The organism is Kluyvera ascorbata, from assembly GCF_023195735.1.
GTDB classification, from domain to species: Bacteria; Pseudomonadota; Gammaproteobacteria; order Enterobacterales; family Enterobacteriaceae; genus Kluyvera; species Kluyvera ascorbata.
The window spans coordinates 1,324,558-1,348,692 of record NZ_CP096201.1 but is presented as its reverse complement, the minus strand read 5'-3'; the positions used below and the strand labels follow the sequence as shown (position 1 = coordinate 1,348,692).

Sequence of the window (24,135 nt, the reverse complement as noted above, 5' to 3'; positions counted from 1 at the left end):
GGTTATTGCGCGCCGGTTTTGCCCGATGGCGCTACGCTTATCGGGCCTACGGGTCGATGCCATATTGTAGGCCGGGTAAGCGTAACACCAACCGGCGACGTCACTCACTGTAGCGTAAAATTCACCACCGACGTCTGCCCCGCTTCATCCATCACCACCAGTTGATAAGCCGCCGGGGCTGTCAGCGTTAACGTCAGACTATCGCCAGCACTCGCCTGCGGTTCACCGTTGAGGAACCACCAGCGTCGCCCTTCCCCACCGCTTGCCTGCAGCACGACTTTTGCGCTCGGCTCACCGGGCAAACGTCGAATCACCGCATCTTCACGAATACCGGAAAGCATCAGCGGGGCGGCATTCTGCAATTGGCGCGGCGGGCAACTCGTCGAAACCGGCGGCAGTCGCGCGGCGCGGCGCTCTCCGGCGGGCAGCCACGGCTCCAGCGGCAGCGGCCAGACGTCGAGCTTGATTTCACGGGCGTCAGGACAATCCGCCGCGACGCGCTTACCTTCAGCGTCCAGCCACAGCGGGAAACGAATTCCCTGCATCCCTTCTTGCTCCGGCAGCAGCAGCGTCGGCGGCAGGCTGTTATCCAGCACCCAGGTGGACAGCCGTCGACGGCAGTTGCTGTCTCCAGCCGGCAAGGGTTGCCCACCTGGCCAGCAAATCTCCGCCGAGCTTACCGATGCAGGGCGCGGGTCGAGCCCTTCCTGCTGGCGCGTAGTGCTGGCCAGCAGCAGGTTACTCACCTGATTGAGCAGCGGAATCGCGCTGGCAAAACCAAACTGCCCGGCTACCGGCGTGCCGTCCGGTCTGCCCGTCCAGATACCAATGCTATAGCGAGCGTTTACGCCGATGGCCCACGCATCGCGATAGCCATAGCTGGTACCGGTTTTCCATGCCAGCGGCACGACCTGCGGTAATGAGGCATCGGGCACCGGCTGGGCTTCTCCGGCAAGAATGCGGCGAATAATCCACGCAGCCCCCGCAGAGAGCAAGGGGCGCTCTACCAACGGATCGCTGGCCAGCAGGCGCAGTTTGCCCACTTTGCCATGACGGGCGAAGGCGCTATAGGCGGCGGTAATATCCGCAAGCCTTGCCCCCGAGCCACCAAGAATCAGCGACAAGTTTGGCTCCGCACCCGCAGGCAAAATCAACGGCAGCCCGGCATTACGCAAACGAGCGGCGAACTGCTTAGGCCCGTAGGCATCCAGCACCTGCACCGCCGGAAGATTCAATGAACGCACCAGCGCATCGCTCATGCTTACCGGGCCGTGAAAACCGCTGTCAAAATTGCCGGGGCGGTAGTCACCCACTCGCCGCGGCACATCCTGCAACAGCGAAGCCGGATGGATCAACGCGCTGTCGAGCGCCATGCCGTACAAAAACGGTTTCAGCACCGAACCCGGCGAGCGAACCGCCGTCACCATATCGACATGACCAAACCGGCTGTCATCGGAGATATCCACTGAGCCCACCCAGCCGCGCACTTTCATGTCTCGGTTATCCACCACCACTATCGCGAGCGAACTACGCGGCGGCAAGCGCGATTTCCAGTTCAGAGCCATCTCTTCAAGCTGGCGCTGTAACCCGGCATTCAGAGTTGTGACCACTTTCTCATCCCGACTGCGGGCCAGCATATGGCGTGAAAAGAGCGGTGCAAGCTGCGGCATTTGCCGCGGAAACAGCCAGACCGGCTCCTCTTTCGCCTCTTTCACCACCTCGGCCGACCAGACCTGCTGCACTAGCATGCGGTCCAGCACTTTATTACGCGCCGCCTGAGCGCGAGCGGGCCAGCGGTCCGGGCGCAGGCGGCTCGGTGCCTGTGGCAACACCGCCAGCAGTGCGGCATCGGCGTAGCTCAACTGGGCGGGAGGTTTGCCAAGATAGGCCCAGCTTGCCGCACCAATACCCTGTAGCGTACCGCCAAACGGGGCACGATTGAGGTAAAGGGTAAGGATGTCTCGTTTGGAGAGGTGCCATTCCAGCTGCATCGCGCGCCAGAGCTGACGAAATTTACCGCCGAAGGTTCGCGGGTGCGGGTCGAGCAAGCGCGCGACCTGCATGGTCAGGGTGCTGCCGCCGGACACTACGCGCCCCGAAGTCACATCCTGCCAGGCCGCACGCGCAATAGATAACGGATTTACGCCGGGATGATCCCAGAACCAGCGGTCTTCATACTGAATGAGAGCATCAAGATAGCGCGGCGACACCTCTTCGATAGTCACCGGATAGCGCCAGATCCCCTGCGCATCGGCAAAACGCCACAGCGGGCTGCCGTCCTCCGCCACTACTACCCGAGCGGGGGTGACCTCATGGAGCGGCAACGGCCAGAGTTTATCAGCCAGCACAACGACAGCGCACAACAACACGACCGCCCCGGCTAGCCATCGCCAGACGGGGCGTTTAATCCAGGCAAGACGCATCCTACGGCACAACGATTAGCATATCGTCCGCTGCCCCAACGGCGCGCCAGCCCGGAACATACATAGACTCAACCTGAGACGGCGGCACGCGGTAGGTGCCCGGCATCACCGCACGAGCGAGGTAGATAAGCGTCACCGGTTGATTGGCGCTCACCGAAACCGCCGCCACAAAGCGATCGTCGCGGAATTCCATATGCTGGATATCCGCCTGCTGCATCTGGTTTAGCCACTCCTGCACCTCAGCGCCGTTGTCCTGTAGATTGGCGCTGCTGTTCGCCAGGTTCTGGTTTTCTAACTCCAGCCCCGCCGGCAGCATATCAACAACCAGGGCATCCGGTACGTTCTGGCTGGCGTTAACGTCCAGCTTCACCAGTACCAGTTCACCGCTGCGCAATGATGAGAGCGATTTACGCTGCCCGTCGGTGCCGTAGAACTGCCGCTCGATATGCAGCACGTTGCTTGACGCCACAGGCGCATTCTCCGGATACCCTGTGCTATCAAGGCGCAGCCACAGCGGCTGTTCACCCTTGTTCGTCACCGTCAAGGTAGAAAGCTGGTCACCGTCGAGATTTCGCGTCAGGGCTTTCTCCCCTTGCAGCGGCTGGCTTTCAAACGAGGTTTGCGCCTGCCAGTTGCCCGGCAGGTCCAGTACACCTTTCGCCGCCAGGAACAGCGCATTGTTCTCCTGGGTCGACAGCCAGCGTTCGCTGAACGCCTGCTCGGAGAGCGTTTGCAGCAGCGTGTTTTGCGCGTCAGGCAGCAGCTTGTTCTCTTCCAGCAGCGATAGCATCAGCGCGTTATCGCGAAGCGCACTGCCGTAATCCGCCAGCCAGCGCCGCTGATCCTCACGTTTGGTGGTGAGCGAAAGCTGGATAGCCTGTTCGCTGCGCGGTGCATCCCCCATCGCTTTCAGCGCAATCCCTAGCTGCATTAGCGGCAGGCCGGAACCCGCCTGAGCACGACGCTCCCACAGTTCACGCAGCGCGCCAAGCGGCGCTTTTTGCTGCCGTGCCAGCACCAGACCTGCATAGGCCTGAATCGCGAAGCGGCTTGCCGCGTTATCGTCGGTATAACGTACGTTCATCAGCCCCGGCTCCTGCAAATAGCGCAGCATACGGTTATTGCCTTTGTTAATCGCCTCTGCCGGTACGCTATAGCCCTGCTCACCCGCGCGCACCAGGAAGTCCATCGCGTAGGCGGTCAGCCAGTACTCTTCCGGGCCGTCTTTATCCCACAGCGCGAAGCCGCCGTTATCTTTCTGCATTTGCAGCAGACGCGAAATCCCGATATCCACCGCCGCGCGACGTTTGTCGTCGCTATCACCGACAATGCCCAACGTTTTAAGCTGCGCGGCGTTGGTATAAAGCTGCGGGAAGAGGCCGCTGGCGGTCTGCTCCAGGCAGCCGTACGGATAGGCCTTCAGTTCGCGAATATAGCGGGCCAGATTCAGCGGTGGTTTACCGCTTAACAGCAGCTGCCCCTGTAGCGTAGCCGGTGAGAAGTTCAGGTGCTGGTTTTCCGGAACGTTCCAGCTTTCACCCGGTTGTAGCACCGCGCCGCTGTTGACGGTTTGTGCCGGATAGGCCGGACGCACGCCAATTTTCCACTGTTTGTGGAAGTCGGCCAGAGTTTCACCCGGTAGCGTCATCCCCGTCACCGTGACATCGACTTCACCATCACCGTAGCCTTCGCCAGCGCTAACTGGGACAAAAAGCGTATGGCGTACGCCAGGCTCCAGCGTAACCGGCTCCGGCTGTGCGCCTTTCAGCTGTAGCAGGCCGCTGGCCGCTAATTGAACGTTGAGCGTCTGCGGTTTGTCCGTCAGGTTGGTTACGTCCAGCGTCAGTCGCGCGCTGTCACCACCGGCCATAAAGCGCGGCGTATTCAGCTCAACCACCACCGGTGCGGCAACCACCACTTTAGACTCAGCGCTGCCAAAATCTTCCACCGTCCAGGCCTGCGCCATCACGCGAAGCTCGCCGTTAAAATCACCAATCGGCATCGTAATGGTGCCTTCGCCGTTTTCATCAAGCGTGACGGGCTGCGCCTGCTGGGCAATAATCGTGACGTGGTTAACCGGCGGTTTACCACCGCGGTTAAGTTCATCACCATCGCCGCCAAAGCGCAGGCTCGCCAATCGCCCCTGACCTTCAATCACCTGGCCGTAGATGTCATAGATATCCGCGCCGTAACGTTTCTGGCCGAAGAACGCCTGCCACGGGTCGGGGGTGGTGTAGTCGGTAATGTTCAGCACGCCGCTATCCACGGCGGAAAGCAGCACGTTCACCTGCTTCGGCGTATCGCCCTCTTTGCGGTTCACCTTCACCTTGACGGTCAGCGGCTGGTTTGGCCGCATTTTTTGCGGACTTTCAAGCGTCACACCCAGCCGACGCTGTTCATCGCCAAGCGGTAGATGCAGCACGCCCACCGCCCGTTTCGGCGTGGCGGAGCGGGATTTATCACCCGGGCGCACCACCAGCGTACTGAGGTAAAGATCGTGACGGTTCCAGCTCTTATCCACCGGAATGGAAAGATCCAGCCCTTCCGCCGGAACGTTGATTTCTTGCCACCACAGCGGGCCGTCGCTGGACTCCACCATGGCATAGCCTTTCCCCGCCGCCGGGGCCGCGACGTGCAGTTTAATGGTATCGCCAGGTCGGTAGTTCGGTTTGTCCAGCTTCAGGGTGACGCGGTCCGGACGCGCCGCGCCGCTGCCGTCGCTGTTGTCCTGCCAGCTATAACCGGCCCAGAAGCGCACGCTGGTCACCGCGTCGTCAGGCGCTTTAACCTCTAACCGATAAGCGCCCCACTCTACCGGGAAGCTGACCTTGCCGGTTTCATCGGCTTTCAGGCTCAGCGACTCTTCGCCCTCGACCAGATCTTTTTGATCAAAACGGGACTGCCAGCCGTCGCTTTCCGACCAGTTCCAGTAGTAGTCACGCCGTTCGCGGATCAGCCGAACCTGAAGGTCAGAAACAGCCTTTTTTTCACCCTGCGCATTGGTGTAAACGATATCAAACGACGCCTGGCTGTTTTCATCGACGATCGGTTGATTCACCGTGGTGTCGGTGCGGTAGTCATAGACCGCCTTGCTGGCGAACTGCGGACGAATACCCGGCAGTTCAGGCGCGGGCCAGATGGCCTGAGTGGCACGACGGGTTACCGGGCGACCGCCGGACTCCAGCAAACTTGCCTGCAGGATGACCTGCAGCGGCGAGTGCGTTTCCTGCCACTGGCTGGCGGTGGTGACCTCACCACGACCTTTGCCGTCCAGCGTCAGGTTCATTTCATCGAGGCTGCGGGAGGTATTTTCTTCAGCAATATCACCAAACTGGAAGCCCGGTAGCGCGGCCACGGCCTCGCGTAGCGGACGTAAAAAGAGCTTACCCTGCAGGCTGTTACCGCTGGCTGGCGCGCCGTAAAGATAGTAACCCACCACGTCAAACTTCACGTCGTCACCCGGTGCTAGCGGTGTGGGCTGCGGCGTCAGGTTCAGCGCCATGCGTTCGGGCATAAAATCTTCAACGTGGAAATCCCACTCGCGCAGTTGGTTATCGCCAGTGTTAGCGCGAATATGCCACATGCCGGTTCCCGCGCTAGCGTCCAGCGGGTAGGTAAACTGATACAGGCCGTTGACCGGCTGGCTCACCACGCTACGAATGACCTGCCCGTCCGGTTTCACCACCTCCAGTTTCACCGGCTGTTCTGGCAGCGGCTTGCCGTCACCGTCGCGCAGCAAACCGTTGAGGATCACCGTTTCACCGGGACGATAAAGATCTCGAGGGCCAAACATAAAGAACTGTTTGCTGTAGCCCGGGTCCCCCGCAATATCGAACTCGGCCAGATCCAGTGCCGGAAGTTTCAGGTCGAGTAAAGTGGTTTGCCCCTCTTTTCGCGCCAGCAGCAGCGCGGCGTCTTTATCGGTTTTGAGGGTAGCATGGCCCTGGCTATCGCTGTTGGCCTGAGCCAGCGTTTGCCCTTTGTCGTTAAGCAGCGTCAGCTCAACTGCTGATTGGGCAGCGCCGTTCTCGAGGCTTTGAGTGAAGACATCCAGCTGATTGTGGTAGCGGTGCAGCGATACGCCAACATCGCTTAAGGTAAAGAGCGTAGCGGCATTGCTGTAGCTGTATTGTCCGGCCGGATTCATCACCGCAATATAAACGCCAGACTGCTGCAGCGGCGCGATGTCTTTCAGCGGCAGCAGCAATTTTTCCCGCGTGTTGCGCGCCGGGTTCAGGTCAAAACGTCCGGTATAGACGAGGTCCGCCATTTTCAGCAGTTCATCAGATTCCCAATTGCTGAGCGAACTGCGGTACTCCCACTGGCTGACAAACGCCGCTAGCGACTCAGGCTTCACGCGGAAGAAGTTAACGTCGACGTGCGGCACGTTGAGCACCATCACCGGCAGCCCTTCAACCACTTTACCGGGCAGCAGAGAGCCACGGCTGGCAAAACCAACGCTTGGCGCAATATCTCGGGTGGTCAGCGTTTTTTCAACGCTGGTACCGAAGGTCGCTTTATTCAGCGCCACCAGTTCGGGGTCGACGGTCACAATAAGGTCGCGCTTAGGCTCAAGATGGCGTAGGCGCAGCTCTTTCAGGTTGGGTGCTAGCTCCCAGGCGCCGTCAACCTTGCCGCTTTTCTTATCCACAACGTGGACGGTTTTGCTGAAATCCTGATCGGGGTTAAGCGCAATAGAGAAGGTCAACACCAGCGTGGCGGCGCCATCGAGCTGCACTTCAGAGGCATCAAGTAGCGTAAGCGCTTTACCCTGGCTTTGTTGAGCCAGCTTTTCCAACTGTGCAGCATCTGGTTTGGCGGGCGCGGCTTTCTGCGATGCGGAAGCGGCGGGTTTGGCATCCGGCGCTTTCTTGCTATCGTCACATCCGACAAGAAGCGTGGCGGTCAGCATAGCAAGCACGGCTAAACGGAACGGTTTCATCCTTAGAACCTCTGACGTTAAGTCTCTATTTCGTTAATTGACATAGTATTATGCGCAAACGTGACTTTTACCAATAGAACGGTCATTTCCGGACATCCTTTTCAGATTCCCTATCGCCTCAATCACAACCAGGGCGTAGTTAACTTGTCAGCCTAAGGGAAAACGTCGACAATTCCTCTACGTTTGCAAATGGAGGCACCTCATGACCACCTCTTTCTTTGTCGCCGCCGATTGGCTGGCTGAGCACATTAACGACCCGGCAGTTCAAATCATTGATGCCCGGATGGCACCTCCAGGGCAGGAGCACCGGGATATGGCAGGCGAATACCGCGCGGGTCATCTGCCTGGCGCGCTGTTCTTTGATATCGAAGCGCTTTCCGACCATACCACTTCATTGCCGCACATGATGCCGCGTCCTGAAGCCTTCGCTGTTGCCATGCGCGAACTGGGCGTCAACAGCGATAAGCATCTGGTGGTCTATGACGAAGGTAACCTGTTCTCCGCGCCGCGCGCGTGGTGGATGCTGGAAACCTTCGGCGTGGAAAACGTTTCTATTCTGGCAGGCGGCCTCGCGGGTTGGCAGCGCGATGAACTGCTGCTCGAAAAAGGCGATGTTGATGCCGGTGAAGGCGAATTTGAGGTTAAGTTTAACGCCGAGGCCGTTGTACGTCTGACCGATGTGCTGCTGGCAAGCCATGAGCGCTCGGTGCAGATTGTCGATGCACGTCCAGCCGGTCGTTTTAATGCTGAAGTGGATGAACCGCGTCCCGGCCTGCGCCGCGGCCATATTCCCGGTGCGCTGAACGTGCCATGGAACGAGCTCACCTTTAACGGTGAACTGAAAACCACGGACGAGCTGGAAGCGATTTTTGCCCGTCAGGGCGTTGATCTTAGCCAGCCGATTATCACCAGCTGTGGTTCCGGCGTGACGGCGGCGGTAGTGCTGCTGGCGCTGAAAACGCTGGATGCAAAAGAGGTGGTGCTGTATGACGGCGCCTGGAGCGAATGGGGCGCGCGCGACGATTTGCCGATTGAGCCTCAGGTGTAAAGCCATCCCGGGGTCGGCGTAAACGCCTCGCCCGGGCTACAATGGTAGGCCGGATAACGCGTTTACGCCGCCATCCGGCATGGTTTCAAATGATTCGGTTCTGCTTAAAATCACGCAGGAAGCTGCCCCAGCGTTTTTCATAGAACGGCGTGATATGGGCGAGCATAAAGTGGCTGATGCCCTTCTCGCCTTCTACTACCTGACAGATATCAATCGGCTCGTCACCCGGTAGAGTGTCGGTCGCCACGCTGCCAGCGGCGTGAATAATCTCTTCGATATCCCCTTCCGCTTCAATACCGATCAGCAGATTCGGCTGCTCGTCCGCACGCTCTTTAATGGAACAGATAAACGCACGTTTCACCGTTTTCAGGGTTTTAAACAGCGTAGTCAGCGACTCCACCATCTGAGCCGGTGGCTCTGCCACTTCCGAGAGCAGCAGCGCGCTGCCGCCTTCGAGCACTTCCTGCGTACTGAGCGGATTGCCCTCTTCGCCAATCAGGTGACTGATTTCACGCGGAGTAAACTCTTTGCCGGTCGGCAGCTTTGCGTTCAGGAACAGCGTCTCACCGAGGGTCATTTCAAACAACGTACGTACCGGCATGACCACGAAGGCCTGCTCGGTCGTCACCGCCTCTTTCAACGCTTCCAGCGAGGTGAAAAACGGGATGACGGAGGTGCCATCGTCTTTTTCCCAGTGCTGTAATTCTAAGGCGCTGTCGTCAACAACCTGCTGGTCGTCAGCCGCGCTGCCGGGAACCCAGACGGTGGATTCCAGCAAGGTGCGGAAAAAGGCCGGACGATGAGCGGGTTCGGTCGCCGCTTGTTCCAGCAGCGTTTCGAGTTCGTTTTTGCTTTCAGACATAGTGCTTCCAGAAGGTGTGAATACCCCTCACCCCGGCCCTCTCCCCAAAGGGGCGAGGGAGAAAAACCATCGCCATTGGGTAAGGGAGAACACCGGACGGTCCCCTCTCCCCTTTGGGGAGAGGGTTAGGGTGAGGGGAAAAGATTATTCGGCGGTCAACAGATTCGCGATAGTCCGCACGCCCAGCCCGGTTGCACCCGCCGACCACTGCTCAACGGCCGCTTTACGGTAGGTGGCGGAACAGTCGATGTGCAGCCAACCTTCGTGATAGTTCTCTACGAAGTGGGACAGGAAGCCCGCCGCGGTGCTTGCGCCCGCCGGGTAGGCCGCGCTGCCGGTGTTGTTCAGCTCAGCAAAGTTAGACGGCAGCTGGTTGCGGTGGAACTCCGCCAGCGGCAGACGCCAGAAGGCTTCATTTTCCGCACTGGCGCTCGCCAGCAGGCGGTTAGCCAGCTTGTCGTCAAAGCTGAACAGCGCGTGGTAATCGTTGCCCAGCGCGGTTTTGGCCGCCCCGGTCAGGGTTGCCGCATCGATGATAAGCTCAGGCTTCTGCGCGCTAGCGTCAATCAGGCCGTCGGCCAGCACCAGGCGACCTTCCGCATCCGTGTTCATCACTTCCACATTTTTACCGTTACGGTAGTGGATGATATCGCCAAGCTTGAAGGCATTACCGCTGATCAGGTTGTCCGCGCAGCACAGGTACAGTTTTACGCGCTTGTTCAGGCCACGAGTAATCGCCAGCGCCAGCGCGCCGGTCACCGTCGCCGCACCGCCCATATCGGACTTCATGGAGTCCATGAACGCACTCTGTTTGATGCTGTAGCCGCCGGAGTCGAAGGTAATCCCTTTACCGACCAGGCAAGCGTAAACCGGTGCTTCTTTATCGCCCGTTGGGTTGTAGTCCAGCGCCAGCAGCACCGGTGGACGTTCGGAACCACGACCCACGGTGTGCAGGCCAGCGTAACCCTGCTCACGCAGATCTTCGCCTTTGGTGATGCGATAAGAGACATTGTCGCACGCCACACCGCACAGCAGGTCAACCGCACGCTGCGCCAGCTGTTCCGGCCCCAGTTCTTCCGCCGGGGCGTTGATAGTGTCGCGAACCCAATCAATGTAGATAAGACGGTTGTCCAGTTCCTGGCGCTGTGCGTCGTCCAGTTCAGGCCATTCAACCTGACGGGTGCCTTTTGGCCCTTTGTAGCCCGCCCAGAAAGCCCACGCCAGATCAACATTCCAGCCTTCACCAGCCAGCGCAACATGCTTGATGCCCATGCCGTCGATCTTACGCGCCGCGCGCTGGATAAGACCCGCATCGTCGCGGCCGGTCAGGTGCAGGACAATACCTTCATCATTAATGCTATAGGCCGCTTTTTCACCCCAGCGCGCATCGGCTGGCTGAGTAGAAAGGGTAATTTTCATGGCTTCTGTCATTTTTTTATCCTTATTAGCAAACGGGCCGCCGAATGGCAGCCCGTTATGTGACTTAGTCTGCTTCATCCAACCAGACTAGCAGAATTGCCTCAAGAACTTTTTCATTTGATGCCTGAGGATCGTCATCAAAATCTTCGAGGTCGCAAATCCACTGGTGCATGTCGGTAAAGCGCACCGTTTTCGGATCAGTATCCGGGTAAGCATCGTATAGCGCTTCGCCGATTTCGCGGCTGTCAGTCCACTTAAGTCCCATACTATCCTCTTAGTGCTCGCGCGCGTGGTTAATTGTGTAACGCGGAATTTCGACCACCAGGTCTTCATCCGTTACGCGGGCCTGGCAGCTCAGGCGGCTATCTGGTTCCAGCCCCCAGGCTTTATCCAGCATATCGTCTTCGTCTTCGGTGCTTTCTGGCAGCGAGTCGAAGCCTTCACGCACGATGCAGTGGCAGGTGGTGCAGGCACAGGATTTTTCGCAGGCGTGTTCAATCTCGATACCGCTACGCAGCGCAGCATCCAGAATAGTTTCACCGGTCTCAGCTTCCACAACGATGCCATCCGGACACAGGTCCTGATGTGGCAAAAAAACAATCTTTGGCATATTAAACCTCGTCCACGGATTGGCCTTTCAGCGCGACACGGACGGATTGGTCCATACGGCGAGCGGCGAATTCCTGGGTTTGTTTGTCAACGTTTTTAATGGCTTGTTCTATGGCGTCAGTGTCATTGCCCTCGGCAACCGCGCTCAGCACGGCGGCAGCCTCGTCAATTTCCTGACGCTCTGCGGCGCTTAACAGCGCGGCATCAGCGGCCAGCGCGCTGTGCAGGCTTTCCAGCACGCGAGCGGCTTCCACTTTCTGCTCTGCCAGCATACGTGCTTTCACGTCCTGCTCGGCATAGCTCATGGAATCCTGAATCATGGTGGCGATTTCGCCATCGGTCAGACCGTAGGACGGCTTCACCTGAATAGACGACTCAACGCCGGTGGATTTTTCCATGGCGGTGACGCTCAGCAGGCCGTCGGCGTCCACCTGGAAGGTCACGCGAATGTGCGCACCGCCAGCCGGTAGCGCCGGGATACCGCGCAGCGCAAAGCGCGCCAGTGAACGGCAGTCCTGCACCAGTTCGCGTTCGCCCTGCATCACGTGGATGGACATCGCGGTCTGGCCGTCTTTAAAGGTGGTGAACTCCTGCGCGCGCGCCACCGGAATGGTGGTGTTACGCGGGATAACCTTCTCTACCAGGCCCCCCATGGTTTCGAGGCCGAGAGAGAGCGGGATCACGTCGAGCAGCAGCATTTCGCTGTCCGGCTTGTTGCCGACCAGAATATCAGCCTGAACAGCGGCGCCAATGGCGACCACTTTATCCGGGTCGATAGAGGTTAGCGGCGTGCGGCCAAAGAATTCACCTACGCGCTCACGAACCAGCGGTACGCGGGTAGAACCACCGACCATGACCACTTCCAGCACCTCTTCGGCTTCCACGCCCGCATCTTTCAGCGCGCGGCGGCAGGCCAGCAGCGTGCGCTTCACCAGCGCGGAAATCAGGTCGTTAAACTGTTCGCGGGTCACTTCACCTTTCCAGCCTGCAACCTCAACGGTCACGCGGTCGGCATCGCTCAGGGCGATTTTGGCGGCGATAGCGGCGTCAAGCAGCTCGCGCTGTACGCGGTTGTCGCTGCGATCGGCAATGCCCGCCTGTTCGCGGATATGGTCGGCCAGCAGGTGGTCGAAGTCGTCGCCGCCCAGCGCGGAATCGCCGCCGGTGGCCAGCACTTCAAACACGCCGCGGCTCAGGCGCAGAATAGAGATATCGAAGGTGCCGCCGCCCAGATCGTAGACGGCAATCACCCCTTCCTGACCGGAGTCGAGGCCGTAGGCAATAGCTGCGGCGGTCGGTTCGTTCAGCAGACGCAGCACGTGCAGGCCCGCCAGACGCGCGGCGTCTTTGGTGCCCTGACGCTGTGCATCGTCGAAGTAAGCGGGAACGGTAATCACCACGCCATCAAGTTCGCCTTCAAGCGTTTCGGTGGCACGAGCCGCCAGCGCTTTGAGGATATCGGCCGAGACGCGGATCGGGTTCAGTACACCGGCCTTGGTCACCAGCATCGGCAGGCCGTTTTCGCTTGCCTGGAACTGGTACGGCAGGTGTGGGTAACGCGCCTGGATATCCGCCAGCGAGCGGCCCATCATGCGTTTGACGGAGCTAATGGTGTTGGCAGGGTCCAGCGCGGCGTTGGTGCGTGCATCGTAGCCGACCACGTGGCCCTGCTCCTGATAGTGCACAACGGAAGGCAGCAGGTGATGCCCCTGATTGTCGGCCAGCGTTTCTGCCTGACCGCTACGCACGGTAGCCACCAGGGAATTGGTGGTGCCTAAGTCAATACCCACCGCCAGACGACGCTGGTGCGGTGCGGCGCTCAGACCCGGCTCACTAATTTGTAATAAGGCCATGTTAAGCTTCCAGAATCAAAAATCGAGCAGCTTTTCTTCGAGTAATTCAGCGCTGCTTTGGAGTTTATCGAGAAAACGCAGTTTGCGTACGGTATCCGCCGCCGCGTCCCACGTCTGCGAATCAAGTTCGGCCACCATCTGCTGCTGGCGTTGGCTGTACATCGATTTGATACGCTTGAGAAGCCCTTCCAGACGGTCAGTGTCTTTCGCCTGTTCAATTTCGTCGAGCTCTTCGCGCAGTTCCAGCTGTTCCATCAGGAACGCGGTGTCGCGCACGGTGTGCTGTTCGGAGGCAAGATCAAAGCCGTGAAGGGAGAGCAGATATTCAGCACGCGTCAGCGGATGACGCAGCGTTTGCCATGCCTGGTTGATGTTCGCAGAACGCTGAACCGCCGCGAGCTGTTCAGCGTCGCTGCCGCTAGCAAAACGGTCGGGGTGGTTCTGACGCTGCAGGTCCTGGAAGCGTGCCGCGAGGGCCTGAGTGTCTACGTGATAATCGGCTGGCAATCCAAAGAGAGTGAAGTAATCCATGACGATCTCAGGGTTAACTATTTAAAACAAACCCCACGCACAGCCGTAAAACTATGGTGGGGTTGGCAGGACTCAAAATCAGACGTTAAAGCTTTCGCCGCAACCGCACTCGTCTTTGACGTTCGGGTTAGTAAATTTAAACCCTTCGTTCAGACCTTCTTTCACGAAGTCGAGCTGCGTGCCGTCAAGAAATTGCAGGCTCTTACCGTCGATGACAACCTTCACGCCTTTGTCTTCGAAAACGGTATCTTCTGCCGCCGGCTCGTCAACAAATTCCAGTACATAGGCCATACCTGAACAACCGGACGTTCTCACGCCAAGACGCAGACCAAACCCTTTACCGCGGTTTGACAAGAAGGTATTGACTCGCGCTGCTGCACTGTCGCTTAAGGTAATCGACATAAAAACCTCAACTCTTAATTATTTTGCTTCACGTTTGCTTTTGTAATCCGCAATGGCGGCTTTAATCGCGTCTTCTGCCAGGATAGAACAGTGAATTTTCACTGGTGGCAGTTCAAGCTCGTCTGCGATATCGGTATTTTTAATGGCCTGTGCTTCGTCCAGGGATTTCCCCTTCACCCACTCGGTCACGAGGGAGCTGGAAGCAATGGCGGAACCGCAGCCGTAGGTCTTGAAACGCGCGTCTTCAATGATACCTTCATTGTTGACTTTAATCTGCAACTTCATCACGTCGCCGCAGGCCGGAGCACCGACCATGCCGCTACCGACGCTCTCGTCGCTGTTGTCGAAAGAACCTACGTTACGTGGGTTCTCGTAGTGATCGATTACTTTTTCGCTGTAAGCCATGATGAATTCTCCTTATCGGTACCGATTAATGATGCGACCATTCAATGCTGTTCAGATCCACGCCCTGCTTGAACATTTCCCACAGTGGAGAAAGGTCGCGCAGACGGCCAATGGAGTTGCGAACCAGATTGATGGTGTAGTCAATCTCTTCTTCGGTAGTGAAACGACCTAAAGAGAAACGAATGGAGCTATGCGCCAGCTCATCGGTCATGCCCAGTGCGCGCAGCACGTAGGATGGCTCAAGGCTTGCGGAAGTACAGGCAGAACCGGAGGAAACCGCCAGGTCTTTCAGCGCCATAATCAGGGATTCACCTTCAACGTAGTTAAAACTCACGTTGAGGATGTTTGGAGCGCCCTGCTCAAGGTCACCGTTCAGGTAGACTTCTTCCATATCCTTCACGCCGTTCCACAGACGGTTACGCAGACCGCGCAGACGGGCCATTTCGGTCTCCATCTCTTCTTTCGCGATACGGTAAGCTTCGCCCATGCCGACGATCTGGTGAACAGGCAGGGTACCGGAACGCATGCCGCGCTCGTGACCGCCGCCGTGCATCTGCGCTTCGATACGGATACGTGGTTTACGACGAACGTACAGCGCGCCGATACCTTTTGGACCGTAGATTTTGTGACCGGAGAAGGACATCAGGTCAACTTTCAGCTGGCTCAGGTCGATAGGCAGTTTGCCCACGCTCTGAGTGGCATCCACGTGATAGATAATGCCGCGTGCACGGCACATTTCGCCGATGGTCGCGATATCCTGCACCACGCCGATTTCGTTGTTCACGTGCATGATGGAGACGAGGATGGTGTCGTCCCGCATAGCGGCTTCGAGCTCTTTGAGATCGATAATGCCGTTGCGCTGTGGCGCCAGATAGGTGATTTCGAAACCTTCGCGCTCGAGCTGACGACAGGTGTCCAGCACGGCTTTATGCTCGGTTTTGCTGGTGATGATGTGCTTGCCTTTTTTCTGATAAAAGTTGGCTGCACCTTTAATCGCCAGGTTGTCGGATTCAGTCGCACCGGAGGTGAAGACGATTTCACGCGGGTCTGCACCCACGAGGTCGGCAATCTGGTTACGGGCGATATCTACCGCCTCTTCAGCCTGCCAGCCGAAACGGTGTGAACGAGAGGCCGGGTTACCAAAGGTCCCGTCCAGGGTCAGAAACTGCATCATTTTCTCGGCAACACGCGGGTCCACCGGCGTGGTTGCGGAGTAGTCGAGATAAATCGGTAATTTCATTGCTCTTTAACTCCGTACATCACTCAATGCAAGGAGTCAGGCAACCGGCTGGATGTACGACCGTGTTGACGGGACGCTGTCCCGGCCTGACTCTGAAATCTCATTTTTATCTATAACCAGCCCTGCTACGTGCGCCCGATAAGGCACACGGCAGAGCAGGTGGATTATGCACGTAACTTAACGTCGATTGCGTCTTGTACGCGGGTATTGCGGGAGGTGTCGTGCGAATGTTGGCGACCAGACACATCCAGAACTTCCTGGTTATTGACCAGTTCACCGAGGGTGATGTTGTTCAGGAAGCCAGTCAGACGGTCGCTCAGATCGCGCCAGAGTGCGTGGGTCAAACATTTATCGCCGCCCTGGCAACCACCTTTCCCCTGACAGCGGGTTGCGTCAACGGACTCGTCCACTGCGCTAATCACTTCACCCACTGCGATGTGGTTTGCTTCTTTACCCAGCAGATAACCACCGCCAGGTCCGCGTACGCTGGATACTAAGCCATTTTTACGCAGACGGGAGAACAGCTGCTCCAGATAGGAGAGTGAAATTCCCTGACGTTCAGAAATATCAGCCAACGGCACCGGGCCCGCTTCGGAGTTGAGTGCAACGTCCAGCATCGCGGTTACGGCATAACGCCCTTTAGATGTCAGTCTCATGTCTTACTTAACCTCAAACTCGCCCCTGCCCGGGGTTTTTAATAATATTGTGGGTATTGCATAGCAGGGCCAAGTCTGACATTCCTGACTAAAACAGTCAACTATTTACTTGAGTAATTTAGTCAGGTATTTGGCGTTCCGTGCGGTATTGATTTGCCGGATGGCGCTTCGCTTATCCGGCCTACGGGCCGCACGATTTGTAGGCCGGATAAGCGAAGCGCCATCCGGCATTAACGCGGTTACTTGCCTTTATTCTGCTGCTCGATAGACGCCAGAATTCCACGCAGGATGTTCAGCTCCTGGCTTTCCGGGCGCGCGCGGGTAAACAGACGACGTAAACGGCTCATCACCTGCCCCGGATGGTTTTCACGAATGAAACCGGTAGAGAGCAGCGTCTGCTCCAGGTGACCGTAGAAACGTTCAAGATCGTCCACCAGCGGGTACGGCGTCTCTTCGTGCTCAACCTTCGGTTCATTGCTTTCCTGCGTCGCCAGCCAGGCCATGCGCACTTCATAAGCAATAACCTGCACGGCCATCGCCAGGTTCAGCGAGCTGTATTCCGGGTTAGCGGCAATCGCGACGTGGTAATGACATTTCTGCAGTTCATCGTTGGTCAGGCCAACGCGCTCACGACCGAACACCAGCGCGACCGGCGCATGTTCACCTTCTGAGACGCTTTTCAGACCGCACTCGCGCGGGTCGAGCATCGGCCACGGCAGCGTACGGGAACGCGCGCTGGTGCCAACCACCAGGCTACAACCGGCCAGCGCTTCATCGAGGGTATCGACGATCTGCGCGTTGCCAATGACATCGCTGGCACCGGCGGCCAGAGCGATGGCCTGGGAGTCCGGTTTCACCAGCGGGTTGACCAGCCACAGGTTGGTTAACCCCATGGTTTTCATAGCGCGGGCGACGGAGCCCATATTGCCGGTGTGAGAGGTTTCGACCAGCACGATTCGGATATTTTGCAGCATTGTCATTCTTCGTCTAAAGATTATTCGACCATATTACCATAAACCTGAGACAGAATCCGAATTCGCTGCTATGATATACGCCGTTTTCCCCGTTCTTTAACATCCAGTGAGAGTAACCTGATGCATCCGATGCTGAACATCGCCGTGCGCGCAGCGCGCAAGGCGGGTAACCTGATTGCCAAAAACTACGAAACACCAGAAGCTGTTGAAGCGAGCCAGAAAGGCAGCAACGATTTCGTGACTAACGTTGATAAAGCCGCTGAAGCGATGATTATCGACACCATTCGCAAATCTTACCCGCAACACACCATCATCACCGAAGAAAGCGGTGAACATGTTGGCGAAGATCTGGATGTTCAATGGGTTATCGATCCACTGGATGGCACCACCAACTTTATCAAACGTCTTCCACACTTCTCCGTTTCCATCGCCGTACGCATCAAAGGCCGTACTGAAGTGGCTGTGGTTTACGATCCAATGCGCAACGAACTGTTCACCGCAACTCGCGGCCAGGGCGCACAGCTTAACGGTTACCGTCTGCGTGGCAGCACTGCCCGCGACCTGGATGGCACCATCATCGCGACCGGTTTCCCGTTCAAAGTGAAACAGCACGCCCCTGCCTACATGAACATCCTCGGCAAAATGTTTACCGAATGCGCGGACTTCCGTCGCTCCGGTTCCGCTGCGCTGGATCTGGCCTACGTTGCCGCTGCGCGCGTTGACGGTTTCTTCGAAATCGGCCTGAAGCCATGGGACTTCGCCGCTGGCGAACTGATCGCTCGTGAGTCAGGTTCCATCGTTTGTGACTTCACCGGTGGCCACAACTACATGATGACCGGCAACATCGTTGCTGGTAACCCACGCATCGTGAAAGCCATGCTGGCGAACATGCGTGACGAGCTGAGCGAAGCGCTGAAGCGCTAAGTCCGGACATTGCGTCATTAAGAAGAAGCCCGTTGTGGGCTTCTTTTTTTTACCCCTCCCCTGCCCCAGAATTATCGCGCTTCCCGTTACTCCCAAATCCGTCGTCTATACTTAACCTTTTGTTAGCCAAAAGGAGAATGAGAATGACAATTCACAAGCATGGTTCAGCGCACTGGTCAGGCGATATCAAACGCGGAAAAGGGACGGTTTCTACCGAAAGCGGCGTTCTTAACCAACAACCTTACGGCTTTAATACTCGCTTTGAAGGCGCAAAAGGCACCAACCCGGAAGAGCTGATTGGCGCCGCACACGCAGCCTGTTTTTCGATGGCGTTATCACTGATGCTGGGCGAAGCGGGTTATACCGCTGATACCATTGATACCACGGCAGACGTCTCGCTGGACAAAACCGATAGCGGATTTGCCATTACCAAAATCGCCCTGCAAAGTAAGGTGAGAGTGCCCGGTATCGATCCGAGACAGTTTGATGGCATCATCCAGAAAGCCAAAGCGGGCTGCCCGGTTTCCCAGGTGTTGAAGGCTGAAATCACGCTGAATTATACGTTGAACTAACGTTAAAGCTGGCCGAATCCTCTCGTGAAAGCATGCTGGTCACCTTATTTTGACCAGCATTTCAGCTTTAGAACGGTCTTAACCCTCTACCGACCGGCACTGCGCTCACCCACATGACCACAGCCGCTGCCACCAGAACCACCCCACCTGCCAGCGCTAGCGTCGTCCAGCCTACCTGCCGCCAGAGTACCGGCGTGCGATTGCCGCTGAGTTTCACCGCAAGGGTGCGAAAAGCGTGAACCAGCAGCGCCAGAGAAGAGATGGTGATAGATGTACCCGCCGCCATCGCCAGCGCGGAGGCAACGCCCCAGCCGAACACGCCAATCACTTTACTAAACAGCAGCACCATAATGGCCCCGGAGCAGGGGCGCATTCCCATCGACAGCACAATCACCAGCCTGGCACGCCAGTCTTCATCGCGCTCAAGCTGTTTCGGGTCGGGCATATGCTGATGGCCGCAGCCGCAGTGTTGGTCATGAACGTGGTGCGGCGTAAACGCGGTAAACTTCGGTTTGCGCAGCATTGCCCGCAGCTTTTTTAGCGCCCGCCAGCACAATAAGAGTCCCAGTACGCCCACGAGCGCATAGCTGCCCTTCTCTAGCCAAAAGCTGCTGAGATGCAGCTGCCTCGCCGGAAGCTGCAACAGCGTCAGAACCACCACCACCAGCCCTATTGCCACCAGCCCCTGTAATAAAGAAGCGGCGAGCGTGAGGCCAATACTGGATTTTAATTTTGAAGGATGGGTTGCCAGCCACGTCGTGATAACCACCTTTCCGTGTCCTGGCCCCAGCGCGTGCAGTACGCCGTAGACAAAGCTGAACAACAGTAGCGCCCCACCCGCCTGAGTCGGATTCTCCGCCACCGCTTTTAATAAGCCACTCATCTGCTGGTTAACATCGCGCTGCCAGATAACGCTTTTCATCATGACCTGCGGCCAGGCGTGCCAAAGCCACAGCAGGCCGAAGGCTGCGACGATGAAGAACAACAGCAGCGGCCAGAGTGGAAGCCAGCGGCGCGACGTACGGCGGCTAAAGGAGGTTACTGACATGCGATAGTCACCTTCTGAGCAAACTGTTTTCCAAGGTCCATGTCCTCCGGCGGCGCATCCGCTTTGTCGAGCGACTGCGCGTAGGAGAGCATGTCTTCATTCGGTTTTGGCGTATGAACGCTGACCTTGCATGCCCCTTTGAAATCAGGGCCGAACGCGACGTCACCGTCCTTTTCATAGCTCATATCGACATAGTACGTTGGGTCAAAAGTGGAAAAGGTATAGGTCTGTCCCGCCAGCGGCTGCGGCGTTGCCAGCGGTAGCGTAAAGGTCAGCACCGCCTGATGCCCCTGACGAGCCAGGCCGTAAGCGGTTGGCAGATTCTCGAACTTCACCTTTTTCCCGTCGTGCCAGAACTCGGTAAAATAGTGCTGTCCCAGCACGTTTGCCATCACTTCCGCTGCCAGTTTTTTCCAGACCTCATCGCCCGGTTTCGCCTTCCCCGCGTCATAGAGCAAATCCGCCGAGGTGAGCTCATCCATCACCCAGCGCATTTTCATGCCGGTCAGCTTGCCATCGGCCACCACCAGTTGGTTGGTGATGGTAATAAAACTATGCGGATGCGCGCCGGCGTTTGCCGATAAAAGCGTAAGAAACGTCAGAACCGCGCATTGTTTCACTCTCTTCATCCGTTCCTCAGTGAAAAATTCTGTGACCGTCACCTGCATTCCTTAGCTAAAGCTCATTAGCTACCGTTATCTTTTGTCTATTCTTAAGCTCATAACCTGCTGCTGGATCCCAACAGATGATGACCGTACTCGAACCGCCATCTGTGCTTTCCAGTCCGCAGCGCCGCTGCCAGGCGCTGCTGATGCTCTATCTCCCTGGTCATTCCATCACGGCGGAATACATTGGCATGGTGAATAATGTCGATGTTTCCACCGCCCGGCAAGATGTCATTGAAGCCGGAGAGGAGGTTGAGCGTTACCATCGTCTGGCGATCGCCACTCAGGCGGATGGCTGCTATCGGATTGAAGGCACCACTCTCGACCTGCGCCTGTGCTTGCTGCACTGGCTTCGCCGCGCATTGCGTTTGTGCCCCCATTTTGTTACCCAACATTTTACACCGGCACTTAAAACGCAGCTCAAACGGCTGAAAATTCCTCGTACGCTGTACGATGAAACCAACCTGCAGGCGCTGGTAAACCGCTGTGCCCGCAGCCTGCAGCGCGAATTCGAATGTCGCGACGGGCAGTTCCTGCGTCTGTATCTGCAATACTGTCTGCTACAGCACCATCAGGGAGAAAGCCCACGCTTTACTCCGCTACAAAGCGCCTGGACACAGTCGACCGTTGAATACCAGATGGCGGCGGATATTGTCCATCACTGGCAGCGACGCGTTATGCAGACGCCGAATCATAACGAGCAGCACTTCCTCGCGTTGCTGTTTATGCTGCTGAAGGTGCCCAATCCTCTGTTTGATGGGCGTGAGCAGGATAAGCAGCTGCATCTGGCAATTGCCAGGCTGGTCGATCGTTTTCAACATGAAGCGCACTGCCATTTCACCGATGAGCGCGGTCTGCACGATCAACTCTACGTGCATCTGTCGCAGGCGCTGAATCGCTGCGTGTTTGAGATCGGTATCGATCATCATCTCCCCGAAGAGATCCACCGCCTCTACCCACGCTTAATTCGTACCACCCGCGCGGCGCTGAGTGACTTTGAAACGCGCTATAGCCTGAATTTTAGCGACGATGAAGCGGCGCTGATTGCGGTAATTTTTGGAGCAGGACTGATGCAGGAAAGCGATCTACAGGAAAAACAGGTGGTACTGCTGACCGGAAATAACCCGGCGCTTGAGCAAGAGATAGAACAGCAGCTTCGCGAACTGACGCTGCTGCCGCTGACCGTGAAATACCTGGCGGTTAATACGTTCCAGAAAGAAGGCGCGCCGAAAAACAGCACGCTGGTTATCTCGCCTTACGCGATTGCCCTGCCCCTGTTTTCGCCGCCGCTGATCCACGCCGAACAACCGCTCAGCGAGCACCAGCAGCAGCATATCTGCAAGATTCTGGAGACCTAGCGGGCGACGGTTTTTGGTCGCAGCACCAGTGCCGGTAGTGCCACCAGCGCCATCACCCAGAACAACCCCTGATGGAGATGCTGATAAAGGAAGCCGGAGAACATGGTCATCACCGCAATACTGCCGCCCATCGCCACCGCCGAGTAGACCGCCTGCAGGCGAATGACTTCGCTTCCCTGGCGGGCGGCAATATAGCGCATCGCCGCCAGATGACAGACGGTGAAGGTGCCGCAATGCAGGATCTGAATCAGAATCAGCCACGGCAGGCTCGTGGTCCAGCCCATCAGCCCCCAGCGGATAACGCCGCAAACCGCCGACAGCAGCAGCAGATCCCGCGCGCTAAAGCGGCGGAAAACTTTTTTGCTCAGCGCAAAAGTGACCACTTCGGCGACCACGCCCAACGACCACAGATAGCCGATGGCCGATGCCGAATATCCTGCCCCTTCCCAGAAGATGGCGCTGAAACCGTAATAGGCCGCGTGAGCCCCCTGAAGCAGACTGACGCAGGCGAGAAAGCGCCAGTTTTGCGTGATTAAGGAGCGCCAGGCTGGCCAACCAACGCTCTCCTGATGGCGAGTTTCGCCGAGCGGCATCACCGAAGGCTTCAGCAGCATCCCCAACAGCATCGACGCGACGCCAAGGCTCAGCATCAACAAAATCACGTGATAATCGAACAGGCTGACCAGCTTACCGGTGAGCGCAGAGCCAATCACAAAGGCAATCGAGCCCCACAGTCGCACCCGGCCATAGTCCATGGTTATCTGTTTTTGCCAGGTATTCGCCAGCGCATCGGTCAATGGCACCAGCGGCGAGAAGAACAGGTTGAAGCCGATCATCACCACCATCAGCCAGGCGACCTGCGTTCCCGCCCAGAACGCGGCGGCGAACAGCAGCGTCATCAGCGCCAGAATGCGCAGTACGCTGATTAAGCGCGAAGGATCGCTCACGCGCGGCGCAATCAGCAGGCTCCCGAGAAAACGGGCAACCAGCCCCGCGCCGAGCAGCAGACCGATGGTTTCGGGCGATAGCCCTGCGCCTTTGAGCCAGACGCTCCAGAAAGGAAGAAAAATACCGTAGCTAAAAAAGTAGGTGAAGTAACTGAGCGCCAGCCAGCGCGTGGAGTGCAAAACCATGGTTCCTCCCGTTGTGGAATCCCTAGTCTAATGACTCAACCCACATTCTGAAGAGAACTACTCCTCACGTTAACGAGATAATTGTGATGGGCGTCACCTTTATCTATTTTTGCGCCAGTCATCCGTCCGCACAAACGGTTACAGCGCTCGCTTCACCGCGGTGCACACTGTCATCACGGACACCAATATCTCAGGATGGAACCATGAAACCCCTTCTCCCCGCGCTCGTTGTATTTTTCTTGATGGGCTGTGCCAGCACACCGTCAAAGCCACAAACGCATAGCAGTAACGAAACCCTTTCATCGCTGGATTACCAGGAGTGCATTCAGGCCGCAATGAGCGGCAACGGCCAGGCGAGCGATGAAAAATGCGGTAAGGTTCTAAAGGCTTCTCGCTGAATCTGTAATAAGAGCGAGCAGAAAAACGACGAACTTCGTATTAGAAATATTCATATAACCGGGCATCAAAGCAGGGTTATGGTCCCGTCAGGCACAATACGTGCGTTCCAGCCATAAGACTGATTTATGTGCGCGCGCTGGCAGGGAGCCATATTGTGTATTACGTTTAAATCACACGTACTTACACAATGGAATGACCATGAACGCTCTCCGTTATCTCGACTTCGGCGCTTCGCGCGATCTGCTACTGCTAATCGCCCGTATCGCCATCGTGCTGCTGTTTATTCTTTTCGGCTATCCCAAAATGCTTCACTTCGACGGGACGGTACAATATATGGCGGCGTCGGGCGCACCGATGCCTTCCCTCGCCGCCATTATTGCCATTGTGATGGAAGTGCCTGCCGTTATCCTGGTGATTCTGGGCTTCTTTACCCGTCCGCTGGCGGTGCTTTTTATCTTCTACACTCTGGGGACGGCGGTGATTGGCCACCACTTCTGGAACATGACCGGTGATGCGGTGATGCCAAACATGATTAACTTCTACAAGAACGTCAGTATTTCAGGCGCGTTCCTGCTGCTGGCGATTGCCGGGCCGGGGAAAATTTCGTTAGATAGGCGTTGATGGTTTGTCTGAAGGCACTATGCTTATCAGGCATAAAAAAAGGCCGCATAC

The 24,135-nt window shown here is 57.2% G+C and carries 22 protein-coding genes; 6 read left to right on the top strand and 16 right to left on the bottom strand.

All coding sequences use genetic code 11. The features are described from left to right. Positions 1–104: 104 nt before the first annotated feature. On the bottom strand, positions 105–2,423 hold the full coding sequence (pbpC, locus tag MY052_RS06380; RefSeq protein ID WP_248538384.1) for a peptidoglycan glycosyltransferase PbpC: 2,319 nt from the start codon (positions 2,421–2,423) through the stop codon (positions 105–107). A gap of 1 nt (position 2,424) precedes the next feature. Beyond that, on the bottom strand, positions 2,425–7,365 hold the full coding sequence (locus MY052_RS06375; protein ID WP_248538383.1) for an alpha-2-macroglobulin family protein: 4,941 nt from the start codon (positions 7,363–7,365) through the stop codon (positions 2,425–2,427). Positions 7,366–7,567: 202 nt separating this feature from the next. Here MY052_RS06375 and sseA point away from each other — a divergent pair, with 202 nt between their 5' ends. Beyond that, positions 7,568–8,413 carry a 3-mercaptopyruvate sulfurtransferase gene (gene sseA, locus MY052_RS06370; RefSeq protein ID WP_248538382.1) on the top strand — a complete coding sequence of 282 codons (846 nt, stop codon included), beginning with the start codon at positions 7,568–7,570 and terminating at the stop codon, positions 8,411–8,413. Positions 8,414–8,498: 85 nt separating this feature from the next. On the opposite strand, the gene sseB is transcribed toward sseA, so the two are convergent. From sseB to trmJ, 11 genes are all read right to left on the bottom strand, one after another. Continuing rightward, on the bottom strand, positions 8,499–9,275 hold the full coding sequence (gene sseB / locus MY052_RS06365) for an enhanced serine sensitivity protein SseB (RefSeq protein ID WP_035891377.1): 777 nt from the start codon (positions 9,273–9,275) through the stop codon (positions 8,499–8,501). Between the two features lie 144 nt (positions 9,276–9,419). Then, entirely contained in the window at positions 9,420–10,706 is a 1,287-nt protein-coding gene (gene pepB, locus MY052_RS06360) for an aminopeptidase PepB (protein ID WP_248538381.1), read from the bottom strand. A gap of 52 nt (positions 10,707–10,758) precedes the next feature. Continuing rightward, positions 10,759–10,959: a Fe-S cluster assembly protein IscX gene (gene iscX / locus MY052_RS06355; RefSeq protein WP_035891375.1), complete on the bottom strand. Its 201-nt coding sequence runs from the start codon at positions 10,957–10,959 to the stop codon at positions 10,759–10,761. Positions 10,960–10,968: 9 nt separating this feature from the next. Continuing rightward, the gene (gene fdx, locus MY052_RS06350; protein WP_035891374.1) at positions 10,969–11,304 is read right to left on the bottom strand and encodes an ISC system 2Fe-2S type ferredoxin; all 336 of its coding nucleotides are present in this window, start codon (positions 11,302–11,304) and stop codon (positions 10,969–10,971) included. Between the two features lies 1 nt (position 11,305). Then, positions 11,306–13,156 carry a Fe-S protein assembly chaperone HscA gene (gene hscA, locus MY052_RS06345; RefSeq protein ID WP_202217440.1) on the bottom strand — a complete coding sequence of 617 codons (1,851 nt, stop codon included), beginning with the start codon at positions 13,154–13,156 and terminating at the stop codon, positions 11,306–11,308. A gap of 15 nt (positions 13,157–13,171) precedes the next feature. Then, positions 13,172–13,687: a co-chaperone HscB gene (gene hscB, locus MY052_RS06340; RefSeq protein ID WP_035891370.1), complete on the bottom strand. Its 516-nt coding sequence runs from the start codon at positions 13,685–13,687 to the stop codon at positions 13,172–13,174. A 78-nt stretch (positions 13,688–13,765) separates the two neighbouring features. Next, the gene (gene iscA, locus MY052_RS06335; RefSeq protein WP_035891367.1) at positions 13,766–14,089 is read right to left on the bottom strand and encodes an iron-sulfur cluster assembly protein IscA; all 324 of its coding nucleotides are present in this window, start codon (positions 14,087–14,089) and stop codon (positions 13,766–13,768) included. An 18-nt stretch (positions 14,090–14,107) separates the two neighbouring features. Then, a complete protein-coding gene (iscU, locus tag MY052_RS06330; protein WP_005120408.1) occupies positions 14,108–14,494 on the bottom strand; it encodes a Fe-S cluster assembly scaffold IscU in 387 nt (128 codons plus the stop codon). A 25-nt stretch (positions 14,495–14,519) separates the two neighbouring features. Then, complete coding sequence (gene iscS / locus MY052_RS06325; RefSeq protein ID WP_035891364.1) at positions 14,520–15,734, bottom strand: cysteine desulfurase; 1,215 nt, start codon at positions 15,732–15,734, stop codon at positions 14,520–14,522. A 164-nt stretch (positions 15,735–15,898) separates the two neighbouring features. Further along, complete coding sequence (iscR, locus tag MY052_RS06320; protein ID WP_035891361.1) at positions 15,899–16,390, bottom strand: Fe-S cluster assembly transcriptional regulator IscR; 492 nt, start codon at positions 16,388–16,390, stop codon at positions 15,899–15,901. 239 nt (positions 16,391–16,629) lie between these two features. Next, positions 16,630–17,364 carry a tRNA (cytosine(32)/uridine(32)-2'-O)-methyltransferase TrmJ gene (gene trmJ, locus MY052_RS06315; RefSeq protein ID WP_035891359.1) on the bottom strand — a complete coding sequence of 245 codons (735 nt, stop codon included), beginning with the start codon at positions 17,362–17,364 and terminating at the stop codon, positions 16,630–16,632. Between the two features lie 120 nt (positions 17,365–17,484). On the opposite strand from trmJ, the gene suhB reads away from it, so the two are divergent. Next, positions 17,485–18,288, top strand: coding sequence for an inositol-1-monophosphatase (gene suhB, locus MY052_RS06310; RefSeq protein WP_035891358.1), 804 nt, complete (start codon positions 17,485–17,487; stop codon positions 18,286–18,288). Between the two features lie 143 nt (positions 18,289–18,431). Then, positions 18,432–18,860: an OsmC family protein gene (locus MY052_RS06305; protein WP_035891357.1), complete on the top strand. Its 429-nt coding sequence runs from the start codon at positions 18,432–18,434 to the stop codon at positions 18,858–18,860. Between the two features lie 67 nt (positions 18,861–18,927). Here MY052_RS06305 and MY052_RS06300 read toward each other — a convergent pair whose 3' ends face one another. After that, positions 18,928–19,908, bottom strand: coding sequence for a nickel/cobalt transporter (locus MY052_RS06300; protein ID WP_248538380.1), 981 nt, complete (start codon positions 19,906–19,908; stop codon positions 18,928–18,930). Next, on the bottom strand, positions 19,899–20,537 hold the full coding sequence (locus MY052_RS06295; protein WP_035891523.1) for a DUF1007 family protein: 639 nt from the start codon (positions 20,535–20,537) through the stop codon (positions 19,899–19,901). Before MY052_RS06295 ends, MY052_RS06300 begins: the two co-directional genes overlap by 10 nt. 116 nt (positions 20,538–20,653) lie before the next feature. Between MY052_RS06295 and csiE the strand changes: the two genes are divergently transcribed. Then, the gene (csiE, locus tag MY052_RS06290) at positions 20,654–21,931 is read left to right on the top strand and encodes a stationary phase inducible protein CsiE (protein ID WP_248538379.1); all 1,278 of its coding nucleotides are present in this window, start codon (positions 20,654–20,656) and stop codon (positions 21,929–21,931) included. Here csiE and MY052_RS06285 read toward each other — a convergent pair. After that, entirely contained in the window at positions 21,928–23,064 is a 1,137-nt protein-coding gene (locus MY052_RS06285; RefSeq protein WP_035891354.1) for a 3-phenylpropionate MFS transporter, read from the bottom strand. The genes csiE and MY052_RS06285 overlap by 4 nt on opposite strands. Positions 23,065–23,267: 203 nt before the next feature. Between MY052_RS06285 and MY052_RS06280 the strand changes: the two genes are divergently transcribed. Next, positions 23,268–23,462 carry a ChiQ/YbfN family lipoprotein gene (locus tag MY052_RS06280; RefSeq protein ID WP_248538378.1) on the top strand — a complete coding sequence of 65 codons (195 nt, stop codon included), beginning with the start codon at positions 23,268–23,270 and terminating at the stop codon, positions 23,460–23,462. A 199-nt stretch (positions 23,463–23,661) separates the two neighbouring features. Continuing rightward, positions 23,662–24,084, top strand: a complete 423-nt coding sequence (locus MY052_RS06275) for a DoxX family protein (protein ID WP_202217435.1) — start codon at positions 23,662–23,664, stop codon at positions 24,082–24,084. Positions 24,085–24,135 lie beyond the last annotated feature (51 nt).